Raw genomic sequence first — 21,214 nt, forward strand, 5'->3', positions numbered from 1 at the left:
GCGTCTCGTCCCTGCCCGGTGCGGCACTGCCACCGGTCCCGTTCGTCATCCCGAAGCCACCTACCCGTGTGCGATCACGAAGCGTCCTGGACGGGCGCCCGGACGTCCGCTGAACGGCGTCAGCGGCCGAGGGGTCCTGGTCCTAGCGGCCAAGGGCCTTGGCGAGCTGCGCCTTCGTCATGTTCGAACGGCCCTTGACGCCGCGCTGGCGGGCCTCGTTGTAGAGCTGGTCCCTTGTCGGGCCGCCCGAGCCGGAGTGCGAGCGGAGCCCACCGCGCCGGGACGACGACATGTCCTTGGTCGAGGTGCGGCTGGCTGTGCGGGACTCCCCGGAACGGGCGCGCTCCTTGTTGACCGTACGGGCCGCGATCTCCTCGGCCCGCTCTTCGGACTCGCCACGGTCCTTGGCGCTGTCCTTGATGTGCTCGTACTGCCGTTCACGCTTCGCGTTCGATCCACGGGGCATGGTGCCCACCTCCTTGTCCGTTGCGCCTACCCCCGCCCCGCGCCCTAACCGTCGCCCGGGCGCCCAATGCCTGATGACCTCCACTGATTCTCGCTACCGGCCGAGCGGCGGCGCCCGTCGACGCGGGCCGAATGGCTCAGCGTGCCCGGGCGGCCCACGCCGCCCGGGCCGTGCCTTCCGCCGGTTCCCGGAAAATCTCCTCGGCGCTGAGAAATTCCGCGTAAAGCCGAGCAGAACGGCCTGGTTCGCCAAACGCTCGGTGACGGCGGGCCGCCACCGCCGACCAGCACCCGCACGTGTCAACAACGCTCGTGATCAGCACACCCGGGGCGCGGCCCGTGTCGCCTCGGCCGCGTCGACGGGCTCGGGGGCTATCAGGTCGAGCAGTTCTCCGGTGCCGCCTCGGGCGAGGGCGCCGCGCTGCCTTTCGGCTCCCGCACCGTTGTCGAGCAACCGCCGCACCCCGGCCGTCACCCGACCGAGGTCGCCGAGTCCCTTGAGCGCGGGAGTGACGTGATCCAGGAGACCGCCGACCGCGTCCGCCGCGCGGACGGGCGTTTCGGTGCGCGGGTCGACGAGGTCAGCACTCAGTCCGTGCCGGGCGGCGTGCCAGCTCACGGCCTGGAGCACGCTTGCCGACGGGTCGACAGGACGCGTCGCGCGGCGGCCTTCGTCCAACGCCGTCACCACCATCGCGCGAGCGAGTCCGGCGAGGGTGACGGCGCTTTCGACGTCGAGTTGTACGTCGGGTGAGCGGATCTCCAGCGTCGGGTAGTCGTCGGAGAGCCTGGCGTGCCAGTAGAGCTGGTGCCGGTCGGCGATGACGCCCGTGCCGAGCAGGGCTGCCACCCGCTCCTCGTAGTGGGCGGCGCCGGAGAAGAACGGCGGCGAACCGCTCACCGGCCAGCGGCCGAAGACCACCGTGCGCCAACTGGCGAAGCCGGTGTCGTCGCCGTCCCAGAAGGGAGAATTGGCACCCATCGCGACCAGCGTCGGCAGCCAGGGGCGCAACCGGCCGAGTGCGGCGGCGCCGGCCTGGCGGTCGGGCACGGCGACGTGGATGTGCATCCCGCAGATCAACTGCTCGTCGACCAGGCGCGCGGCCTTCGCCCGCATCTCCTGGTACCGCTGCTCACCGGTGACGGGCACCGACGCCTCGGCCATGAAGGGCGAGCCGCCGGTCGCCGCGAGCCGACAGTCCACGTGGCGGGCCGCGGACCTCAACGACGTGCGGAACCGGGCCAGATGCGCGGCGACTCCGTCCAGACCGGAGCAGACCGGAGTCGCCACCTCCACCATGGACTGAAGGAGCTCGGTGTCGACCTCCTCGCCGTTCAGCTCGGACTCCCGCTCCGCCGCTCTTTGGAGCTCGCCCACGCGTGGCACCGGCAGTGCGGTTCGCCGATCCAGCAGGAGGAATTCTTCCTCCACCCCCAGAGTCACGCCCGTCGTGCGCACCGGTCGCCTCGATCCCTCCGGAGAGTCAGTGGCCGCCGCGGCCAGTGTCCGACGCCCCGCCGAAAAGGCGGCCCACGGCGCGGAACGGCAGGCTCACGACCGTGGCGGCAGCACTGCCGATCTTCCCGAACACATTTGCGATTGCCTTGAGCACGGTTCGTCCTCCCTCCGTGCGCGGTTGCGGTCGCCGTCAGCGCCTACCGGCCCGACCGGCACCCGCCACGGGGCCTCGAATCGGTGTCTACCCACAAATCAGTCAGGTATGAGGGCGCCGTCTCGCGCTCCCGGAGGCGCTGCGGGCCGTAGTCCGGGCAGGGTGAGGGCCGCCCACCCCGCCCTCGGCGGCCCACCCGGCACCGCGCGGTTGCCCGGTCCTCGGGCGGGCAGGCGAAGGGAATGACAACCGTCCATCGCGAACGAGAAGCCAAATTCGAAGGAGCCGGACGTTTCGACCCGCGAATCCTGCGACGGCTGACCGCCGTGGCCCACGTGCGGGAAGAGGAGCCCGAAGAACTCGACGCCGTCTACTACGACACCACCGATCTGCGGCTGCTGACCCATGGGGTTACGCTTCGCCGCCGCAGCGGCGGCCACGACGCCGGCTGGCACATCAAACTACCGGCGAACGGTTCCAGCCGCACCGAAGTCCACGCCCCCCTCAACGCCGGCAGAGCCGGGACGGTCCCCGGCGAACTGCTGCGCCGAACCGCGGCGTACGCCCGCGGCGCCGAACTGGCGCCGGTCGCACACATGCGCACGCACCGCCGCCGCTATCTGCTGCTGGACAAACGAAAGCGCTGCCTGGCCGAGGTCGCGCAGGACGCCGTAGCCGCCCAGACGCTGGACCCGCAGGGGCACGAAACGCCCGGCGAGCCGGGCGGGGGGCGGACTCGGATCACGCAATGGTCCGAAGTCGAGGTGGAACTGGTGGACGGCGGGCCGGACCTCCTGGACGCCGCCGCCCGATGCCTCGAATCCGCTGGTTGGCACCGCTCGCCCAGCGCCCACAAGCTCGACCACGCCCTTGCCGACGAACTGGCCGCGACCGGGGGAAGCGCCGGTCGCACCGAGAAGGCGGACGCCCTCCCCTCGGGCTCGGCGGGTGAGGCCGTCATGAACCGCCTTCGCCAACAGCTCGACGAGCTCCTCGCGGTCGACCCGGGAGTCCGCGCCGACCAGCATGAAGCCGTGCACCGGATGCGCTCGGCCGCCAGGCGGTCGCGCAATCTGTTGCGCGGCCAGCGCAGGCTGCTGGACAGGTCCCGCACCGACCCGGTCGCGGACGAACTGCGCTGGCTCATCCACCTCCTGGCCGCCGCCCGTGACCACGAGGTCATCGCGGAGCGGCTGGCCGCCCAGGCCGAGGCGCTCCGACAAAAGGACCCCGCCCTGCGCCCGGCCCTCAAAGGTCTGGCGAAGCGGGTACGGAAGCAGGAACGGGCCCGGCACGACGCCGCGTGGCGTACGGCATCCGAACAGCTCGACGGCGCCCGCTACTTCGCGCTGCTGGACGCGCTGGATGGCCTGCTCGCGGACCCGCCGCTGCGGGGCAGGGCAGGCAAATCCGCGGCCAAGCAGTTGCGGAAGACAGCAGAGCGTGACGGCCGGCGGCTCCGGAAGCGGCTCGTCGCCGCCGAGCACACACCCGAGGGAGCCGAGCGCGCGAAGGCGCTGCACTCCGTCCGCAAGGCCGCCCGGCGCGCCCGGCACACCGCCGAGACAGCGCGGCCCTACACAGGGAAGAGGGCCCGTGTGCTGCGAAAGCGCACCAAGGCCGTCCAGCAGCTACTGGGAGAGCACCAGGACGCCGTGGTGGCACGCAAGGAACTGCTCTTCCTGGCGGCCGAGGAGGCCCGCCGCCCCGGTGCGGACACGTTCGGCCATGGGCTCCTGTACGCCGCCCAAACCGACACAGCCCGCGCGGCCCGGGAACGGCTCCCCCGCGTCGGACGCAAGGCCGCCAAGCCACGCTTGACCCGACTGACCTGACCCACGGGGCGGGACGCGCAGGGCAGACGGTTCTCCCACGAGTGGGGCCACCTGTGTCAGCCGGGGTTGGCTCGGCCGTCATCCACCTCGACGCCGCGCCGACCGACCACAATGCCGCGCCGCGCCCCCTTCGCAGCCGAGTCGATCGCCGGACTGTCCGCCGTGGTGACCGGAGGCTCGCGGGGCCTCGGCCTGCTCATCGGGGCCGAGCTGGTCGCCCGCGGCTGCGACGTGACGCCGGCTGCACGGGACATCGGGGAACTCGGGCGGGCGCAGGCAACGAGTCCGGGCAGCCGGTGGCGACCCCGGTGGAAAGGTGCGCACCGCCGTCTGGGGCGTACGTGAGCGGGTGCGGGTCGAGGATTTGACGGCTTCTGTCGCCCAGGCGCACGGAAGCGTGGACATCGTCACTCCGTAGCACCCCACCCGGTAGACATTTCGGACGTGGAGCACCGGCGGTGGTCAGTCGAGCCGACCCGACCGCCGGACCGCCAGGTGGCCGATGGCAGGTGTGTCGCATGAGCGCCACCGGGTACCCGGTCGTCGCGTGAACGTGTGTCTGCCCGAGCGCTGCCGCTTCCCCGCGACAGCGCCGCTCCGTCGAGTGATCGGAAGTTTCTGTGAGCACCAAGAAGAAGAACCCAGTGACGGCCGTGGCCGACAAGATGGCCGAGAAGGTCCAGGAGGTCGTACATCCCGGCAACGAGATCCCCGGTGCCCCCGGTCCGGTGGCCCCGCTGGTCGATGAGCCGACCGAACCGGCCGGTCCGCTGCCGCCCAAGACCGACCAGCGCGGGCCGGAGTCGTACAGCCCCACCGGGCAGGAGACGGGCGCACCCGGGGACCGCGTCGCGCAGAGCGGTGAATTCTTGACCACCGCGCAGGGCGCGCGGCTGTACGACACGGACCACTCGCTGAAGGCCGGTCCGCGCGGCCCTGTGCTGCTCCAGGACCACCACCTGCGGGAGAAGATCACCCACTTCGACCACGAGCGGATCCCCGAGCGGGTCGTGCACGCCCGCGGCGCGGCGGCGCACGGAGTGTTCCAGGGCTACGGGACCGCCGCCGGGATCAGCAAGGCCGCGTTCCTGGGCAAGGACGTGCAGACGCCGGTGTTCGTCCGGTTCTCCACCGTCCTGGGCTCGCGCGGTTCCGCCGACACCGTGCGCGACACCCGTGGCTTCGCGACGAAGTTCTACACCACCCAGGGCGTCTTCGACCTGGTCGGCAACAACATCCCGGTGTTCTTCATCCAGGACGCGATCAAGTTCCCCGATGTCATTCACGCCGGGAAACCGCATCCGGACCGGGAGATCCCGCAGGCACAGAGCGCGCACGACACCTTCTGGGACTTCGTCACCCTGCACACCGAGGCCACCCACCACACGCTGTGGAACATGTCCGACAGGGGCATCCCGCGCTCCTACCGGATGATGGAGGGCTTCGGCGTCCACACCTTCCGGCTCGTCAACGCCGACGGCGCCACCACACTGGTGAAATTCCACTGGAAGCCGAAGCTCGGTGTTCACTCACTGGTGTGGGAGGAGGCACAGATCACCGCGGGCATGGACCCCGACTTCCACCGCCGGGATCTCGCCGACGCGATCGAGGCGGGCGCGTACCCCCAGTGGGAACTGGGCGTGCAGACCTTCCCCGACACCGAAGACCAGACGTTCGAGGGCATCGACCTGCTGGACCCGACGAAGATCGTCCCGGAGGAGCTGGCACCGGTCCAGCCGATCGGCCTGCTCACCTTGAACGCCAACCCGTCCAACTACTTCGCTGAAACGGAACAGGTCGCCTTCCATGTCGGACACCTCGTGCCCGGCATCGACGTCACCGACGACCCGCTGCTCCAGGGCCGGCTCTTCTCCTACCTCGACACCCAGATCAGCCGGCTGGGCGGCCCCAACTTCGGCCAGCTCCCGGTCAACCGCACCCACGCGCCCGTCAACGACATGCTCCGCGACGGCATGCACCAGACCGCCGTGCACTCCGGGGCGGCCCCCTACCGGCCCAACTCCCTCGACGGCGGCTGTCCGTTCCTCGCCGGCGCCGACGACGGCGCCTACATCGAGGTCCCGGCGCTGGTGCCCGCGGGCCGCAAAGTCCGCGAAGCACCGGCATCCTTCGACGACCACTTCAGCCAGGCCCGGCTGTTCTGGCTCAGCATGACCCCGACCGAACGCGAACACATCATCGGCGCCTACACCTTCGAACTGAACAAGTGCTACGAAACGGCCGTCAAGGAACGGGCCCTGACGGTACTCGCCAACATCGACACCCACCTCTGCGCCCGGGTCGCCACCGGCCTCGGCCTTCCCGCACCCGAGCCGACCGTCGCCCTGAACGACCCGCAGCCCAGCCCCGCGCTCTCCCAGCTCGGCGGCGCCTGGCCGACCGACGGCCGGATCGTCGGCATCGTCACCGCGGGCGACCAGGACCTGACCGGCGTCCGGTCGGTGCGCCAGGCAGTCCTGGACGCCGACATGGTCCCGCTGGTCATCGCCCCGACCGGCGGCGTGCTCGACCAGGACGGTGACCCGGTCACCGTCCAGCGGACCTTCGCCACCGCGCGGTCCACCGAGTTCGACGCCATCCTGCTTGCCGGCGCACCAGCCCCGGGCGCCGACGCCAGCGGCGCACGCGACGCCAAGGCCGACGACATCGCGGCGGCGGTCTCCGGAATCGACCCCCGGGTGCTGCTGCTGGTCAACGAGGCGTACCGGCACGGCAAGGCGCTGGGCGCCTGGGCGGACGGGGCCGATGTCCTCGCAACCGCAGGCATCTCCTCCGAAGCTCCCGGAGTGGTGACCGCCGACACAGGGGACGCGGCGCTGGAACGCCTCACCGAGCTGATGGGACACCACCGCGCCTGGGACCGCTTCAGCCCGGCCGTATGAGCTCGCGTGCGATGCGGCCCACACCCCCGGGGGGTGTGGGCCGCCCGCCCCTCAATGGCACGACGGCCCTTGCGTCGCCATTCGGTCCGATGGCGCTCGCCGACTGCGGGTTGCCGGATTACCGGGACGATCATGGGTTATACGGAGGGTACGACTTCGTCGGCTGCGTCCCCAAAGATTCCAAAGAACGGAGAAAGGCCCGTCATGCCGCCCCTGAACCTCGCCACCGGCCTGAATTCGTCGGGCCTGTTCATCCTTGCCGCGCTCGTCGTGGCCGCGGTGTTGCTCGGCGGTTTCTGGTACGGCAGCCGCCGTCTGCGGTCCCGTCGCTCCCCCGGCCCGCCGACGCACCTCGACCCCACCGCGACCGGCGAGGCGCAGCGCGGCCAGAGCTGGCAGACCATCGACGACGACCCCGAGCAGGGCGCCCCCAGCAAGAAACTTCACGACGAGGAGTGATGTTCTCCGCCGCATCGGTCAGCGTGACGTGGTGCGGCGAGCGATGCCGACAGGCCCCCACGCCCGGTCACAGCGGCACACGCGGTGCTCCGGCGCCGCGGGGCCCTGAGTCAGCCGCGCCGGAAGCGATCGCTAGGCTCAGGCGTCGGCACGCGGGACTGGCATCTCCACGCTGATCAGCTTGCCCGTGGCCGTGGCGGCGGTTTTGAATCCGCCGCACAGGGCAGTGACGATCTCCAGACCGTGGCGGCCGACCCGGTCGGGATTGGCGCCCATCACTGTCACCGGCGTGGTGGATGTGTCCCACACCTCGATCCGCAGCACGCCGCCGGTGACGTGGAGGCCGAGGCCGCAGGGTCCCTCGGTGTACTTCACCGCGTTGGTGACCAGTTCGCTGACCACGAGCAGCACATCGCCGACAGCTCTGGCCGCCACGGGCGCGCTCGCGCGTTCCAGCTCCGTGAACAAGACCGTGACAAGATCACGGGCGGCGGCGATGTCCGCCGACTCCCCGCGGTAGACCGCATTGACCCGCACCGCACCGCCCTTTCGCTTCCACTGCACGCGGCATTTCACGGTTCCCGTCACCGGATGCGTGGCCTCTGCACAGTACTCATCCGCTCTCGGTGATGAGTTCGCCGTGTCCCGGCACGGGGTCGGAAGAGCTGGGTTCCCGAGCCCCCCGCATGTCGGTACCGGGCAGCGCCGACCGGACCATGACCGGCTCGGTGTTCGACATATGCCGTATGTCGACGTCAGAGCCCGATTCCAGCCGCCGCAGCTCCCGCGGTGGTCCTCGACATCATTGGCGTCACGTTCGGCGACTCCACCTTCCTCAACCCGCTGATCCGCACACATCAGCAAGCCGACCTGCGGATCGTCGGACTGTGCGCGCCGCTTGACTGCCTGTTCGAGCTCGTCGGCGTCGGCGCCGTCCTGCGCCTCTTCCCTTCCGTCGAGGACGCGCGGGCTCTGCGCCAGCAGTGGGCGGGGCACGGCCCGACGATGCCTTGATCGGCATCACGACCCCCAACGCCCAGGGCGCCGCGGCGAGTCCGTCCGGACGACCGGCGGCGGGGCGTACCACTGCGTGGTGGTCAACCACGTGCGCACACACCTCGCCCACCGGCGCAGGGGCATCGGCGCCGTTCTCATGCGGGCCGCCGCCGACATCGCCCGTGACGCCATGGGCCTCGAACGGCTGAAGCTCACCGCACGGGGCGGGCTCGGCCTGGAGACCTTCTACCAGAAAGCCGGCTGGACCGAGGTCGGCCGGGGGCCCGGCGCGCTGCGTCTGGGGCCCGGTGACGACCGCGACGAGATCCTGATGAGCCTCCGTCTCGGGCCGCCGTCCGCTGACGGGACCGGGTGACGCCCCTGGTGCGTTCTCCTTCTCCGGGCTGAAGACGCCTGCGTCACTGATCCGCGGCCTGGGCGGGCACGGCGATGTCGAGCGGCTGAGCCGCGTAGGTGACGCGGATGACGCCGTCGGCGTGGCGGTCGGTGGTGGCCCGCACCCCGAAGACCTCGCGCAGAGTGTCGGGGGTGAGGACGTCCAGGACCGGGCCCGCGGCGACGACGGCGCCTTCGTGGAGGACGACGAGGTGGTCGCAGAGCCGGGCGGCCAGGTCGAGGTCGTGGAGGGCGGCCAGGGTGGTGGTCGCGGTGGTCCGGATGAGGTCGAGCAGTTCGAAGCGGGCGCGGATGTCCAGATGGTTGGTCAGCTCGTCCAGGACGAGGAGTTGAGGGCGCTGGGCGAGGGCGCGGGCGAGCAGGACGCGTTGGCGTTCGCCGCCGGACAAGGTGGCGTACTCGCGGTCGGCGAAGGGCCGCACCCCGCAGCGGTCCAGGGCGTCCTCGACAGCCCTGTGGTCGTCGGCGCCGTCGCGTCCGAGCAGGCCGTGGTGGGGTGAGCGGCCCAGGGCGACGATCTCGGTGACGGTCAGGCCGGTGGTGTTGCCGGTGGCGTCCTGGAGCACGGCGGCGGTGCGGCGGGCGGCGGTGCGGGCGGACAGTGCCCACACGTCGTCGCCGCCGACGCGGACCACTCCGCCGGCCGGGCGCAGCGAGCGGTAGACGGCGCGGAGCAGGGTGGATTTGCCGCTGCCGTTGGGGCCGACGAGTCCGACGATGTCGCCCTTGGCTGCTTCGAGGGTGACGTCGCGGAGGATCGGGCGGTGGTCCAGGGTGATGTGGAGTTGGTCCACGGTGAGTCTCATGCGGTGTCCAGGCCCTTGTTGTGGCGCAGCAGCCACAGGAAGAAGGGTGCGCCGAGCAGGGCGGTGAGGATGCCCAGCGGCAGTTCGTTGGGGCGGTCCAGGGTGCGGGAGAGCAGATCGACCAGGACGAGGTAGACCGCTCCGAGGAGGGCGGTCAGGGGCAGGAGCCTGCGGTGGTCGGCGCCGGTGGTGAGGCGGACGATGTGGGGGATCATCAGGCCGACGAAGCCGATGCCGCCGGCCACCGCGATGACGGTTCCGGTCAGCAGTGAGGACAGCACCAGCAGCACGGCCCGCAGCCGGTTGACGTCCACGCCGAGCGCGGTGGCCGACTCGTCGCCGGCCAGCAGGACGTTCAGGCGCCGGCCGAACAGTGCCAGGACGGCGGTGGTCCCGGCCACGACGGCGGTGATGGTGGGCAGCTGGCTCCACTGCGCGCCGGCGACGCTGCCGAGCATCCAGAACATCACCGTCCGCAACTCGTTGGGGGTTGCCCGCAGTTGCAGGAAGCTGGTCGCCGACAGCAGGACGTAGCCGACCGCGACTCCGGCCAGCACCAACCGGGTCGGGGCCAGCCGCCCGCGCCGCTGGCCGAGGGCGAAGACCAGGACACCGGCGGCGAGGGCGCCGAGGAACGCCGCCGCCGACACCCCGAGCCCGCCGACCGTGGCGCCGCCCGCGGTGATGACCAGGACCGCGCCGAGGGAGGCGCCGGAGGAGAAGCCGAGCACGGTCGGGTCGGCCAGCGGGTTGGACACCACGGTCTGCAAGACCGCCCCGGACACCGCCAGGCCGGCGCCGGCCAGGGCGGCCAGCACCACCCGGGGTGCGCGGAAATTCCACACGATCTGGTCCAGCGCCACGTCACCGGACGCGCCGCGGCCGGAGACATGGTGGACGATGATCCGCCACACGTCGCCCAGGGGGACGGTGACCGCGCCGATGCTGACCGCGACCATCATGACGGCGATCAGCACGACCGTGAGCCCGAGCAGGGCGACGGGGAAGCGCAGGCGCTTCAGAACCGGTCGGGGTGCAGCACCTTCGCGATCTTCGCGACGGCCAGGTCGTTGCTGGGTCCGAGGTACAGGGAGTCGGACAGCACGGTGTAGGTGTTGTTCTTGGCGGCCGGCCACTGGGGGAACTCCTTGAGAAGCTGCTTGGCGTAGGCCGCCGGGTCGGGGTCGTTGTAGCTGATGACGACGAGGGCGTCGACGTCGGTGGCGGCGACCTTCTCCTTGCTCAGGTCGGCGAAGGTGGTCTTGGTCGCCGATGCGAAGGCGTTGGCGCCGCCGGCCTTGCTGAGGATGTCGTTGATGATGCCGTTGGCGACGACCGAGCTGAAGTCGTTGCCGCCCATCGACATGTTGGAGAAGAGCACCATGACGTTCGGTCTCCTCTCACCCCGCACCTTCGCGGACACCTCGGCGATCGACTTCTCGGAGGCGGCGATCAGCTTCTCCGCCCGGTCGCTGACGTTGAAGACCTTGCCCATGTCGCGCAGCAACCTGTAGCTGTCGGAGACGGTCATCTTGGAGGGGTCGTCGTCGCAGCCCTGCGGGGAGATGTAGCTGTTCGCGTCAACTGTCCTGAGCTGCTGGCGGGTCGCGAAGCCGTTCTTCGAGTCGAAGCCGTACGAGGTGACGGACAGTACGAAGTCCGGTCGCAGGCCGATCATCGCTTCGCGGGGGATGTCGTAGGCGTCGTTGAGTTTGATGCCACCGGTGGGCAGGGCCTTGATGGCCTCGGCGCGGCCGGGGACCTCGGACATCCCGTAGGTCTGCTCGTTGGCGACGATCCGGTCGCCGAGGCCGAGCGCGAGCAGTGTGGAGACCTCCGCGACGGAGGCGCCGTTCATGACCACCACGCGGCTGGGGGCCTTGGTGAACGTCTCGGTCTGCCCGCAGTTGGTGAGGGTCACCGGATAGCCGGAGTGGGGTGCGGGTGACGATGCCTTGTCGCCGGCGGTGTCGTGGGAGGTCCCGCCGCATGCCGAAACGGTGACCAGACAGAGCGCGCCGGCCAGGGTCGCGGCGGCGGTTCGTCTCTTCGGCATGCGTAACTCCCGGGTGCAAAGTGAGGGTTTCTGATCCAGTAGTCGCAGGCCGGAGCGCCAAAGTTCCGGCCGATGGCGAGAACGTCCGCGGGCAGAGCGCCAGGGAGCCCTCGCCGCCCCGTCGTCGGTCCGCTCGCCTCACACCATGACGAGGAGCATCACGGCCATTCCCAGGGCCATCGCGCCGTGACACCCGGCGTCCACGGCTCGGCGAAGTGCGGCGGATTCCGCCCGGTTCGCCCCGGACGCCGAGGCGACGGCCGGTTCCGGGGTGAGTCGGGCGGTGTCGAAGGCCCTGGACAGCCACCACAGTCCCACCGCCACGAAGACGACCAGGAGCACGACGGCCACGGCGTGGAAGGCGCCGTGGAGTCGCATGGACATCCCTGCGCCGGGGCCGGACATCTTCATCCCCGGCATGTCGGCCATGGAACCCGCTCCGGCGGCGGAGTGGCCGCTGTTCATGCCACCGGGCATGGCGAGCACCATCCAGGCCATCGCGCCCATCATCAACGCGTGCAGGATCGTATGGGTCCGGGGATGCGGCTCCTCCCCCGCCGCCTGCCAGATCCAGCGGCCCCGGAACAGGGCCGCCGCGACGAACCAGGCTGCGGCGAGAGCGAAGAAGGCCGCCTGCGGGGTGCCCGGAACGTCCATGCCACGCGGCCAGACCATCACCGCCATGGCGGGACCCATCGCGGCGTGGAGCGCGTGCGTCGTCCGTTCGGCTGCCGCATGGGCCGGGTCCGGCCGCAGCGCCCGTGCCAGGCTGACCGCCGTCACCACGACGAAAAGGACGGTCAGGATCCAGCGCAGCCCATGTGCCGCGATCATCGGGCGCCTTCCTGAGCCGTGCGCCGCCGTGCCATCGCGCCGAGCACGAGGTCGGTGGCGAGGAAGACGAGCAGGGGGATGCCGAGCAGTGGCAGGTAGTAGCCGAGCACGGCGACGACGACAACCGCGGGAGCCAGGACCCGTCCGGGAAGTCGGCGCCATGGCCCTCGCTCGGGCGGGCGTCCCAGCGCCGGCCCGCTGGACCGGGTCGGCCTGCGCAGCCACCACATCCGGTAGGCGAGCAGGATCATCGTGATGAGGCTGATCGCCAACAGCGCGAGCACGATCTGGTTGGCGACGCCGAAGAGCAGGCCCATGTGGGCGTCGATGCCCCAGCGGGTGAGCTTGGCCAGCAGCGGATAGTCCGCGAACCGGAGCGTGGCGGTGACTTTCCCGGTGTACGGGTCCACGGCCACCGAGTCCTGGCGCTCGGGCCAGTGGCGGGTGTTCTCGCGGACGGTCCACGCCTGGTCCGGGCCGCTCGGCGGGGTGACATTCAGCAGGCCGCCGAGCCCCGCGCGGTGTGCGGAGTCCACCACGGTGTCGATGCCGACGGACCGGGGGTTCCTGTCCGAGGCCGGGCCGACGGCGGGCAGGGCCGTGGACAGCGACGGGCTGCCGCCCTTCAATTGGGCCCGGATGTCGCCGATGTTGGCGCCGGCATGGTTCGACCAGGTCAGTCCGGTGGCCGACAGTCCGAGCAGGCCGAGCGAGACCCCGAGACCCACCGCGGCGTGCCACGACAGTATCCTGCGGCGGCCGGTCGCGCTCTTCACGCGCGGCAGCACCGTCCGGCGCAGTCGCTCGCCCTTCCGGCGGCGCGCCCCCAGCCAGAGCGCGAGTCCGCCGAGCACTTCCACCCACAGCCAACTCGCCGACAGTTCGCTGTAGTTGCGGCCGAACTCGCCCAGGTGCAGGGTGCGGTGCAGAGTGTCGAGCCAGGCCCGTACCGGCAGCCACTGGCCGTACGTGGTCAGGACGCCGCGCACCTTGCCGGTGTACGGGTCCACGAACGCCGTCCTGCTGTACCCGTCGGCAACGCCGGGAGCGCTGAAGAGCACACGGGTGGTGTCCGTGGGTCCTGCGGGCGGGCTGACCGACTGGAGGGTTCCGCCCGGTACCGCCGCCTTGCCCGCGGCGACCTGCACGGCCAGGGGCACCACGTGGTCCGGGCTCTGGGCGGTCACCCGCAATTCGTGCCGGTACGCGATCTGCTCGATCTGCGGCGCGGCGGTGTAGATCAGTCCGGTCGTCGCCGAGACGAGCAGGAACGGGCCTATGAGCACGCCGACGTAGAAATGGAGGCGCAGCACCAGCGGACGGACGGACGCCCACCGCCCGGGCGCCGACGTCGGGCCGGAGAAGCCGAGCGCGGGCTGTGGGGCGTCGAGGCCGTCGGCCAAGTCGGCGTCTTCCTCGTTCCGTCTCCCCGCGTCCAGAGCGGTGTCGTCCACTGCCATGCCGTCTCCTGCCAAGTGGTGCCGAGAATGGGGCAGCGGAGCGCGCCCGCCTCTTCATTCGTCGGACAGACGGAGCGTCGAGTTCCGAGCATGTCCGTGTCGATTGGCGATGCCGGAGTCCTTGGCAGGACATGGCCCGTGGGCGGCGGCCCATGGGCCCGCTTGCGGCTCTGTCCTCCGAGGCCGGGTTCGCGTTCGGGAGCCTCCGCGTAGCGATCGCTGCCGGCGTAGTAGAGGGCGGTTTCAGGTCCGGTCGGTGAGGCGGGACGCGGGCAGACCTCGGGGTGCGGTCCGGGAAGAGGCCCGCGTAGGGCGGGAGTTGACCGGTCGGGGCGACTGGGGCTGCCAGGTGCGCAGGCGCAGGCTGTTGGCGACGACCAGGAGGGAGCTGGCGGACATCGCGACGGCGGCGAGCATCGGGTCGAGCCAGCCGGTGGCGGCGAGCGGGACGGTGACGAGGTTGTAGGCGAAGGCCCAGACGAGGTTGGCGCGGATAGTGGCCATGGTGCGGCGGGCCAGGCGTACGGCATCGGCGACGGCGTGGATGTCGGCGCGGACGAGGGTGACGTCGGCCGCGGCGGCGGCGGCGTCCGTGCCGGTGCCCATGGCGATGCCGAGGTCGGCCGAGGCGAGGGCGGCGGCGTCGTTGACGCCGTCGCCGAGGACGGCGACCCGGTGGCCCCGGGAGCGGAGTTCGGCCACGAGGGCGGCTTTGTCCGCCGGGGTCAGTCCCGCGTGGACGTCGGTGATGGTGAGGGCGTCGGCGACGGCGACGGCCGGTGCCTTGCGGTCGCCGGTGGCCAGCACAGGCCGTACGCCCAGACGGCGCAGGTGGTCCACAGCACGGTAGGCGTCGGAGCGGAGCGGGTCGCCGAGGGCGACGACCGCTTCGGGGACGCCGTCGACGGTGATCTGCACGCTGGTGTGGGCGGCGGCGTTGGCCGTACGGACCGCGTCGGCGAGGACACCGGTCAGGTCGCTGCGGGGTGTGCCGACCTCGACGCGGTGTCCTTCGACAAGGCCGGTGACACCGACTCCGGCGGTGGCACGGAAGTCCGCGACCTCGGGGAGGGCGTCGAGGGTGGGCAGTGCGCGGGCGTGCGCGATGATCGCCCTGCCGAGAGGGTGTTCCGACCCCTGCTCGACGGCGCCGGCCAGGCGCAGCACGGCATCGGCGCCGAGCCCGTCGGGGCGCGCGGTCAGCGCGGTGACGGACATGTGCCCGGTGGTGAGGGTGCCGGTCTTGTCCAGGACGACGGTGTCGATGACGCGCAGTGACTCCAGGGCGCGGGCACCGGAGACCAGGACGCCGAGACGGGCGCCTCGGCCGGTCGCGGCCAGCAGAGCGGTGGGTGTGGCGAGGCCGAGTGCGCAGGGGCAGGCCACGACAAGGACGGCGACGGCGGCGGTGACCGCCGCTTCGGGGGCGGCTGCGGCCCCGAGCCAGAAGCCCAGCACGGTGACGGCCATGGCCAGCACGGTCGGGACGAAGATCCCGGCCACGGTGTCGGCCAGTCGCTGGGCGCTCGCCTTCTCGGTCTGCGCGTCGGTCACCATCCGGCTGATCCAGGCGAGTTGGGTGTCGGCGCCGACCGCGGTGGCGCGCACGTGCAGCAGACCGCCGGCGTTGACCGCGCCGCCGACCGCAGGCGCGTCCGGGCCGACCTCGACGGGTTCGCTCTCACCCGTGACCAGCGACAGGTCGAGGGCGGAGGCGCCGTCCACGACGACGCCGTCGGTCGCCACCCTTTCGCCCGGCCGGACGGTGAAGACGTCGCCGACCCGCAGGCGGGCGAGCGGAACGAGCGTCTCCGTGCCGTCGTCGCCGCGCAGCGCGACCTCGGAGACGGTGAGCCGGGCGAGCGCCCGCAGCGCAGCGCCGGTGCCGCGCCGGGCCCGCTCCTCCAGCACACGACCGGCCAGCACCGCCAGTGGGACGCTGACCGCGCCCTCCAGGTAGATATGGGTGCCGTGGCCGAGCATCGGCAGCAGGGTGAACGGCATGCGGTAGTCGGCGGACCCGGCGCCGCCGAAGAACAGCGCGTAGCAGGACCACCCGAACGAGGCCGCCACGCCGAGTGAGACCAGGGTGTCCATGGTGGCCGTGGCGTGCCCAAGGCCGCGCAGTGCCCGTACGTGGAAGGGCCATGCTCCCCAGGTCGCCACCGGTACGGCGAGGGCGAAGCAGAACCACTGCCAGTTCTCGAACTGCCAGGACGGCACCATCGACAGCGCGAGCACCGGCAGCGCGAGGACGGCCACGGCCAGCAGCCGGATCAGCGCCCGCCGGTCGGCGGCGCCGGCGTCGGCGGAGGACTCGGGCTCGGGCTCGGCGGCGCGCGGGGACGCGCCGTATCCGGCCGCCTCGACCGCCGCGACCAACTCGGCCGGGGCGTACGAGGCGGGGTGGGTGATGTGCGCGGTGGAGGTGGCCAGATTGACGGTGGCGGTCACGCCGTCGAGCCGGGCCAGTCGCTTCTCCACCCGGCTCACGCAGGCGGCGCACGTCATGCCGGTCACGGTCAGGTCGGTCGTGGCGGTGGCCGTTGCCGTTGCCGTGGCGGTCGTTCGGGCGGCGCTCATCACATGCCGTCCATTCCGGTCATACCGCCGGAACCGTGCGTACCGTTCCCGTCGTGTGCGGGGACTCCGGTACGCGCCGGGTGCATCCGGGGGTTGACCGGTCCGATGCTGGATCCGGCGGAGTAGGCCACCGCGAACGCGGCCAGGAGCAGCAGCAGGAAAGCGGCGACGATCACCGGCGGCCTGGCAAGGACGCCGGCCGGGAATCCAGGCGGGGCAGAGGCGGACATGAGTGGCTCCAGAATTCCGTGGGGGCGCGAAGAGGGAGGCGGGGCGGCGGGCGGAAGGCGCGGGGTCAGCGGCCGAGCGGGACGACCGCGGCGCGGGCCCGACTGGTGCCGCTGCCCGCGAAGTGAAGGTCGAAGTCGACGGTCCGCCCGGCGGTCAGCCAGCTCGCCGACGGGAGCATGAGGTCGCTGCTCGACGGCGTCATCACGTACGTGCCGCCCGGCGGGAGATGGATCCCGTCCGCCTTGGTCATCCGGCCGGCGCCGTCCTTGACGACGGTCCGCGCGATCATGACCGGGCCCAGTTGCGGCGAGGTGACCGAGAGCAGTGTGTCCGCGGATTCACCGGTGTTGCGCAGCGTGAAGTAGGCCGAGGTGTGATCCGGGTTGGTCGGTGCCAGGACGCGCCCGTCGGCGATCTCGATCCTGGCCGGCGGGCTGCCGGCGGCGCCCGATGAGGCGTAGAGCAGCAGGCCGAACAGGGTCACCGCTACGGCGGCGACGGGGACGAGAGCGGTGCGCACCAGGGCGGACGGCCGTGGCGTACCTTCAGGAGCGCGCTTGGCTTCGGCGCCGGACGGGCCGGCGGTGTCGTGCTTCACACCAGGAGTAGTCGGGGCGCAGGGGCGTCGAGTTCCCGGGCGCAGGGCTTCCCCGGCTCCGGTTTCGGGCCCATGCCGGTACCTGCCGATGCCGCCGTCCTGACCTGGGCGGCGCGCTCGGGCGGCAGGCGGCTGGCGGCAGGCGGCAGGCGGCAGGCAGCTGTACGGCGGGCGGATCCTCGGCGGGTCAGAGCGTGGGACCGCCGTGGCCGCGCCGTCGCCTCCTGCCGGAGGTGCCGAAGGTGCGGGCGGCGCGGGCCCGGCCGCGCGACCGGCCGGTGACGGCCCGGTCGAGCAGCAGGAACAGCAGGGCGCTCAACCCGAGGCCGAGCACCGCGCCCGCGACGGCGCCGGGGGTGCCGCCGAGAACGGCGCCGAGCCAGCCGTAACCGGCGCTGAGCACCGCCGTGCCGGCGACGGAAGGCGGCAGGGCGGGACGTGGCACTCGCCGGGACGGTCCGGGCCGCTCCCATGGCCAGTCCGGCGCGTCAGCGCCCCGCCACCCGCTCGATCGGAGGCGGCTCATCCGAGGCCGCCCCCGCGTGTACGGACACGGCGGTACCGCCGCTCGTGCGGGGAGCGGCCCAACGCGCCCGAGCCGTACGGGTCGTACATCTCAGGCGATCGCGTCGAACTTGCCGGACTTGGCCTCGTCCACCAGGGACGAGAACTGGTCGGCGCTCATCCGCACCTGCCGACCGAAGTCGTCGGTGATGACCACGCGCTGCTCGACGGGGGCGGCGGGGTCGACGAAGAGCTGGGGGCAGCCGCAGTCGCATTTACCGCAGAAGGTGGCCAGGGGTTCCAGGGAGCTGAGGTCGGTCATGGTGTCCGTTCCTTCGGATCGGGGTTGCGTCCGGCGGCGCAGTGGACCGCCGGTCCATGACGGGATTACCCGGCGGCGTTCCGGTCACGCGGGAGCCGGACACCGTGTGGGAGCGTGCCCGGCGCGGGGTCCACGACGCTGTGCCCCGTGTGCTTCCGCCCGGCGCGACACACGGGAACTTGTGGTGCCGTTCATCCGACTTCTGAGGAAGAGGGCTGCTTGCCCGGCCGGACGGCGTGCGGGGCGGAAGGCCGCGTACAGCCCTCCGCCCCCGGTACGGCGATGCTCAACTCGCCGCCGGCATCACCTCCTCGGGCCCTTGCTCGGCCGCGCGGAGCATCGCGCCGATGTCGTCACGGGCCCGTGCCACGCGGGACCGTACGGTCCCGATCGGGCAGCCGGTCATCGCGGCGACATCGGCGTACGGCAGTCCGATGATCTGGGTGAGCACGAACGCCTCGCGGCGTCCGTGCTCCAGCGTGCTCAGCAAGTCGAGCAGGGCCACGCCCTCCTCGAAGCCGGGCGCGCCGTCGGGCAGCCTGCGCTCGGCCAGGTCCAGCCAGTCACCGCCGGACAGCCGCGGCCGGACCGCGTCGTACCGGTAGCGGTCGACGACCACCCGGCGGGCGATCGACAGCAGCCACGTACGGGCGCACGAGCGTCCCGCGAACCGCGGCAGGCTGACCAGCGCTCGCAGGTACGTCTCCTGGGTGAGGTCGTCCGCACCGGAGTGATCAGCGGTCAGATGGGCGACGAATCGGCGGACGTCGCCATGGGTCGCCCGGACGAACCGATCGGCGGCGTCCTCGTCACCGCCGCCCGCGGCGATGGCCCAGGCGGTCACCTGGGTGTCGTCGCGTACGGCGGAAAGGCGCTGCCGCACGGTCCCTCGGGCAGGAGTTGGCATCGTCATCGTGGGGTCCTCCACTTGCGCGGGACCGTGCGTACGGTCCCGCCGACGGGCGGCTCCGCGCGGGGACGCCGTGGCGGCGGACCGGCTCGCGGATCCCGTGCGGGAGCCTGGGAAGGAGTCCGGCGCGCACCACGGGAAACGACGTCCCGGGGCGCGCCGGCGCCGCGCCCGTCGGACGGCGGCACACGACAGCGGCCCACGGGCGGCGCGGGGCCGCGCGGGGCAGGGGCGTCGGAGAACCGGAGGCGTCTAGACGGGCGCCAGTCGGTGGAGCGCGTCGATGCGCGGCGGCCCGCGCCGCACCACGAAGTGCCGCAGCCAGACCTGGGCGGGGCGGCGGACGGGCGGCTCGCCCGCGAGAGGCGGGGCGGGCGGCCGCGCGGGAAGGACGACCGCCGTGCGAAGGCGGCGCGCCCGTCGTACGGGCCTGGTCAGGAAGGCCGCCAGCGCCCGGCCGAGGCGGTGCAGCGCCACCTCGCCGCGCCAGAGCCACAGACCGCTCAGCACGGCGACGGCGGCGTGGACGGCGAGCATGCCGGGCGACCACTCGTGCATCGCCATCGCGTGCCCGCCCGCTCCCGGCACCGACGGCACCGCGGCCGTCGTCCGCCCCGGATCGGCCATGACCATTCCGGACATGCCGTCCGGATACGTCGCCGCGTCACCGGCCTGCGGCGGGGGCAGCATCTGACCGAGCATGAACAGGCAGTGCAGCGCGCCCTGGACGACCACGGTCGCACCCGTCAGGGCGCGGACGCCGTGCTCCCGGCCGGTGAACCACCAGGCTCCTGCCGTGACGCAGCCGAAGGAGTACGCCAGCGTCCACATCGGCACGCCGGAGCCCGACGCGACCGCGTGCCCCATCCCGCTCACCACGACGCACACAGCGGCGAACATCACCGAGCGTGCGAGGCGAAGTCCGCGGACCGAGGGCATCCCGCCATCGTGCCAGCCGTGCACCGTCCTTCACCCGGCGGGGCACGCCCAAGTCACCCGAACCGGGACGCGGCCGAGCACTCCCGTACCCGCACCCCGCGCCTCACTCGCCGCCGATCCGGAGTCCGCTCCCGCCGCGCCGGTCAGGAGCGGCGCCAGACGGCGCCGCGCCGCTCGTACTCCATGACGGACTCCACATCGAGCGCGACGGACGCGCCGCTTCCCGCGGCCATCGGGGGCCGGAGGCGGCCCCGGCGCGGTACCTTATTGCACATTGAATGCAATAGCGATCAGCTTGCGAAAGGTGTTGCGGTGGGCTCTCCGGTTGCGGTCCATGCGCCGACCTGAGTGCATCGGTGGTGTCGGAACGCTGGGCGGCGATCGCGGTGGTCACCGACAGGACCGGGCCCGCCGCAGTGGACGGTGCCTGCATTGGACAAGAACAGGCGGGGGAACCTGCGGAGTTGCCCGCCCGCCAGGTGGCCGAGGGCGGCAGCGGGTTCGCGGAGTAGTCGTCGCCGCCCTTCGCTGACGCGCCGCCGGAACGCCGTTGAGCCCTGCGGCCTCGGTCGCGGTCCGGTCCGGTCCGCGACGGTGACCACGGCGGACGGAACATCGCTGGCGCCGCTCCTGGAGGTGACCGCGACGGGAAGGCCGCCCGCGCCCAGCCCCACTGAGTGCCTGGGTGGACCGTGCCGCCGGAACCTCGGACCGGCCCAGCCGCTTCGGAGCCGATGCCTGCGCCAAAGCACCCCCGTCCCGACCCGCAGGGCACATCGGAGGCGCGTGGCCTGAGCGGCTGAGGAAGGGGCCGGGGGCAGGGATACGATGCGGGGACATGGCGAGGAGCACGCACACCGTGTCCGGGGACTTCGATCTGACGATGGACGAACTGCGCGTCGTGGCGCGTTACGTGGTGGGGCACGCGGAGGAGGTCCTGCCGGTCTTCGAGCGGGCTGTTCCCGATGATCCGCGTCCGCGGGCGGCGATCGACGCGGCCCGGGCGTTCGTCAACGGCGCCAATCGGACGACATCGCAGCGGGTCGCAGCCTTCGACGCCCATCGGGCCGCCCGGTCCGCGCCCTCCGAAGCCGCGCGACTGGCCGCGCGGTCCGCCGGGGACGCCGCATCGGCCGCGTATTTGCACCCCCTCGCCCAGGCCGCCCAGGTCGGCCACATCCTGCGGGCCTGTGAGGGGCCCCGAAGTTTCCGGACAGGCACCCAATAGGGTTGTCCTGAACAAGGAAACGAGGAAGAAGTGGCGCCACCCAGTAAGTACTCGC

At 72.1% G+C, this 21,214-nt stretch carries 21 protein-coding genes and 1 pseudogene; 6 read left to right on the forward strand and 16 right to left on the reverse strand.

Going from position 1 to position 21,214, the window contains the following annotated elements:
• Positions 1-142: 142 nt before the first annotated feature.
• The 3 genes from ACFZBB_RS34355 to ACFZBB_RS34365 all read right to left on the reverse strand — a co-directional run bounded on the left by ACFZBB_RS34355 (position 143) and on the right by ACFZBB_RS34365 (position 2,078).
• A complete protein-coding gene (locus ACFZBB_RS34355) occupies positions 143-466 on the reverse strand; it encodes a plasmid stabilization protein (protein WP_391131046.1) in 324 nt (107 codons plus the stop codon).
• 315 nt (positions 467-781) lie between these two features.
• A complete protein-coding gene (locus ACFZBB_RS34360) occupies positions 782-1,924 on the reverse strand; it encodes a glutamate--cysteine ligase (protein WP_391131049.1) in 1,143 nt (380 codons plus the stop codon).
• 25 nt (positions 1,925-1,949) lie between these two features.
• The gene (locus ACFZBB_RS34365; RefSeq protein WP_391131052.1) at positions 1,950-2,078 is read right to left on the reverse strand and encodes an LPFR motif small protein; all 129 of its coding nucleotides are present in this window, start codon (positions 2,076-2,078) and stop codon (positions 1,950-1,952) included.
• A gap of 242 nt (positions 2,079-2,320) precedes the next feature.
• Between ACFZBB_RS34365 and ACFZBB_RS34370 the strand changes: the two genes are divergently transcribed.
• The 3 genes from ACFZBB_RS34370 to ACFZBB_RS34380 all read left to right on the forward strand — a co-directional run bounded on the left by ACFZBB_RS34370 (position 2,321) and on the right by ACFZBB_RS34380 (position 7,275).
• Positions 2,321-3,913 carry a CHAD domain-containing protein gene (locus ACFZBB_RS34370; RefSeq protein WP_391131055.1) on the forward strand — a complete coding sequence of 531 codons (1,593 nt, stop codon included), beginning with the start codon at positions 2,321-2,323 and terminating at the stop codon, positions 3,911-3,913.
• A gap of 665 nt (positions 3,914-4,578) precedes the next feature.
• Positions 4,579-6,816, forward strand: coding sequence for a catalase (locus ACFZBB_RS34375; RefSeq protein ID WP_391131099.1), 2,238 nt, complete (start codon positions 4,579-4,581; stop codon positions 6,814-6,816).
• A gap of 204 nt (positions 6,817-7,020) precedes the next feature.
• Complete coding sequence (locus ACFZBB_RS34380; protein ID WP_391131058.1) at positions 7,021-7,275, forward strand: hypothetical protein; 255 nt, start codon at positions 7,021-7,023, stop codon at positions 7,273-7,275.
• 138 nt (positions 7,276-7,413) lie between these two features.
• Here the strand turns inward: ACFZBB_RS34380 and ACFZBB_RS34385 are convergent, their stop codons facing one another.
• Entirely contained in the window at positions 7,414-7,839 is a 426-nt protein-coding gene (locus tag ACFZBB_RS34385) for an ATP-binding protein (protein ID WP_391131061.1), read from the reverse strand.
• A gap of 225 nt (positions 7,840-8,064) precedes the next feature.
• On the opposite strand from ACFZBB_RS34385, the gene ACFZBB_RS34390 reads away from it, so the two are divergent.
• Together ACFZBB_RS34390 and ACFZBB_RS34395 are read left to right on the forward strand one after the other, a co-directional pair.
• Positions 8,065-8,289 carry a hypothetical protein gene (locus tag ACFZBB_RS34390; RefSeq protein ID WP_391131105.1) on the forward strand — a complete coding sequence of 75 codons (225 nt, stop codon included), beginning with the start codon at positions 8,065-8,067 and terminating at the stop codon, positions 8,287-8,289.
• Between the two features lie 70 nt (positions 8,290-8,359).
• A pseudogene (locus ACFZBB_RS34395) lies at positions 8,360-8,647 on the forward strand (GNAT family N-acetyltransferase); the annotation flags it as partial.
• Positions 8,648-8,690: 43 nt separating this feature from the next.
• Here ACFZBB_RS34395 and ACFZBB_RS34400 read toward each other — a convergent pair.
• From ACFZBB_RS34400 to ACFZBB_RS34455, 12 genes are all read right to left on the reverse strand, one after another.
• The gene (locus ACFZBB_RS34400; RefSeq protein ID WP_391131063.1) at positions 8,691-9,494 is read right to left on the reverse strand and encodes an ATP-binding cassette domain-containing protein; all 804 of its coding nucleotides are present in this window, start codon (positions 9,492-9,494) and stop codon (positions 8,691-8,693) included.
• A complete protein-coding gene (locus ACFZBB_RS34405) occupies positions 9,491-10,456 on the reverse strand; it encodes an iron chelate uptake ABC transporter family permease subunit (RefSeq protein WP_391131102.1) in 966 nt (321 codons plus the stop codon). The genes ACFZBB_RS34400 and ACFZBB_RS34405 overlap by 4 nt, the downstream gene beginning before the upstream one ends.
• A 56-nt stretch (positions 10,457-10,512) precedes the next feature.
• Entirely contained in the window at positions 10,513-11,550 is a 1,038-nt protein-coding gene (locus tag ACFZBB_RS34410; protein ID WP_391131066.1) for an ABC transporter substrate-binding protein, read from the reverse strand.
• 138 nt (positions 11,551-11,688) lie between these two features.
• Entirely contained in the window at positions 11,689-12,384 is a 696-nt protein-coding gene (locus ACFZBB_RS34415; protein ID WP_391131069.1) for a DUF5134 domain-containing protein, read from the reverse strand.
• Positions 12,381-13,844: a PepSY domain-containing protein gene (locus ACFZBB_RS34420; RefSeq protein WP_391131072.1), complete on the reverse strand. Its 1,464-nt coding sequence runs from the start codon at positions 13,842-13,844 to the stop codon at positions 12,381-12,383. The genes ACFZBB_RS34415 and ACFZBB_RS34420 overlap by 4 nt, the downstream gene beginning before the upstream one ends.
• Before the next feature lie 243 nt (positions 13,845-14,087).
• The gene (locus ACFZBB_RS34425) at positions 14,088-16,427 is read right to left on the reverse strand and encodes a heavy metal translocating P-type ATPase (protein WP_391131075.1); all 2,340 of its coding nucleotides are present in this window, start codon (positions 16,425-16,427) and stop codon (positions 14,088-14,090) included.
• A complete protein-coding gene (locus ACFZBB_RS34430; RefSeq protein WP_391131078.1) occupies positions 16,427-16,657 on the reverse strand; it encodes a hypothetical protein in 231 nt (76 codons plus the stop codon). The genes ACFZBB_RS34425 and ACFZBB_RS34430 overlap by 1 nt, the downstream gene beginning before the upstream one ends.
• 65 nt (positions 16,658-16,722) lie before the next feature.
• The gene (locus ACFZBB_RS34435; protein WP_391131080.1) at positions 16,723-17,256 is read right to left on the reverse strand and encodes a copper chaperone PCu(A)C; all 534 of its coding nucleotides are present in this window, start codon (positions 17,254-17,256) and stop codon (positions 16,723-16,725) included.
• Between the two features lie 187 nt (positions 17,257-17,443).
• Positions 17,444-17,701: a hypothetical protein gene (locus ACFZBB_RS34440; RefSeq protein WP_391131083.1), complete on the reverse strand. Its 258-nt coding sequence runs from the start codon at positions 17,699-17,701 to the stop codon at positions 17,444-17,446.
• A 171-nt stretch (positions 17,702-17,872) separates the two neighbouring features.
• Complete coding sequence (locus ACFZBB_RS34445) at positions 17,873-18,082, reverse strand: hypothetical protein (RefSeq protein WP_391131087.1); 210 nt, start codon at positions 18,080-18,082, stop codon at positions 17,873-17,875.
• Between the two features lie 286 nt (positions 18,083-18,368).
• The gene (locus ACFZBB_RS34450) at positions 18,369-18,995 is read right to left on the reverse strand and encodes a sigma-70 family RNA polymerase sigma factor (protein ID WP_391131090.1); all 627 of its coding nucleotides are present in this window, start codon (positions 18,993-18,995) and stop codon (positions 18,369-18,371) included.
• Between the two features lie 249 nt (positions 18,996-19,244).
• A complete protein-coding gene (locus tag ACFZBB_RS34455; RefSeq protein ID WP_391131093.1) occupies positions 19,245-19,931 on the reverse strand; it encodes a hypothetical protein in 687 nt (228 codons plus the stop codon).
• Between the two features lie 838 nt (positions 19,932-20,769).
• On the opposite strand from ACFZBB_RS34455, the gene ACFZBB_RS34460 reads away from it, so the two are divergent.
• Complete coding sequence (locus ACFZBB_RS34460) at positions 20,770-21,159, forward strand: putative immunity protein (protein ID WP_391131096.1); 390 nt, start codon at positions 20,770-20,772, stop codon at positions 21,157-21,159.
• The last annotated feature ends 55 nt before the right edge of the window (positions 21,160-21,214 follow it).

It is taken from the genome of Streptomyces sp. NPDC008139 (genome assembly GCF_042957025.1).
GTDB lineage: Bacteria > Actinomycetota > Actinomycetes > Streptomycetales > Streptomycetaceae > Actinacidiphila.